Below are 1,320 nucleotides of genomic sequence, written 5' to 3' on the forward strand. Positions count from 1 at the left end.
TACTGCAGCCGCAGTTACGGGGGTCGGTGGCCGCGGCGGCGGTAATGGCTGATCCGGGCTCGGTGTTGGTGGCGTCGCCGCCAGTGTGACCAGTGCAGGATGTGTTCGGTCTCTTGCCGGACGGTATGGGCGAGTTTGCTCAGCAGGCGGCGGATCTCGTTCACGCTCAGTCGGATGAGGTCATGGCCGCATCCCCCTTTTCGCGGGTGGTGGTCCGCAGGGCGGTCAGGTGGGCGGCGGCTGCCATGGCCAGGGTGATGTGCCGGTACCAGGCCGGGTAGTGGCGGACCTGGTAGTGGTCCAGGCCGGCCTCGTTCTTGGCGGCCTGGAAGCACTCCTCGATCGCCCATCGGGCTCCGGCGGCCCGGACGAGCTCCGCCGATGGGGTGCCTGCGGGTGCGTGGGTGAGGTAGTAGGCGCGTTCGCCATCGGTCAGCGAACGCCGGATCAGCAGTGCGTCTTCGAAGCCGTCCTGGTTGTTGCCGGGCAGCGGGACCAGCGCCCAGGCGTATTCACGCAGGCCGTGGGCGCCGTCGCCGGCGGAGCGGATCTCCCAGGCTTCCTCGGGCAGGATGGCGGAGACGGTGCGCGCGTTTTGCCCCCGGGGTCCACAGCGGTGTTTATGGGCGATCGCCAGCACGTAGCTGAGCCGCTGCTCGGCGAGCCAGGCGCGCAGAACGGGGTCCTGGCCGTAGACCTCATCACCGGTCACCCACCGAAACGGCACCCCGGCGTCCACCGCCCGGGCCAGCATCGCCCTGGCCAGGGCTGGTTTGGTGGCGAAGCCGACGTCCTCACCGATCCGGGCGTCCGCCCGGCGGGCCGGATCCTCGATCCAGCAGGTCGGCAGGTACAGCTCCCGGTCGATCAGTGCCCGGCCCTTGGTGGAGGCATAGGCGAGGAACACCCCCAGCTGACAGTTGTCGATCTTTCCCGAGGTGCCGGTGTACTGCCGTTGCACTCCAGCCGAGCGGACGCCCTTCTTGATGAAGCCGGTCTCGTCCACGATCAACACGCCGTCCTCGGCGCCGAGATACTCCAGCACAAAGCCGCGGACCTCGTCCCGGACGGCATCGGCGTCCCAGTCGGCCTGGTTCAGCAGCCGTTGCATGCCGTCCGGGCACAACTCTCCGGCCTGCTCGGCCAGCGTCCAGCCATTCTTGCGCTCCAACGGTGCCAGCAGCCCGCTCAGATACTCCCTTGCCCGCCGACGCGGCTCCGACCTGCGGAAATACCCACCGATCCGAGCGTGCAGCGCGTCCAGACCAGCCGCCCAGCGGTGCACCTCGTCAATCGTGACGTCCCCACCCATGCACAGTC

Annotated in this window: 1 pseudogene; it reads right to left on the bottom strand. The window is 68.8% G+C overall.

From position 1 onward, the window contains the following. Positions 1-1,312 (bottom strand): annotated as a pseudogene (locus ACFYZQ_RS40240) (IS701 family transposase); the annotation flags it as partial. Positions 1,313-1,320: the final 8 nt, after the last annotated feature.

It is taken from the genome of Streptomyces sp. NPDC001843 (assembly GCF_042891955.1).
In the GTDB taxonomy this organism is placed as follows: Bacteria; Actinomycetota; Actinomycetes; order Streptomycetales; family Streptomycetaceae; genus Streptomyces.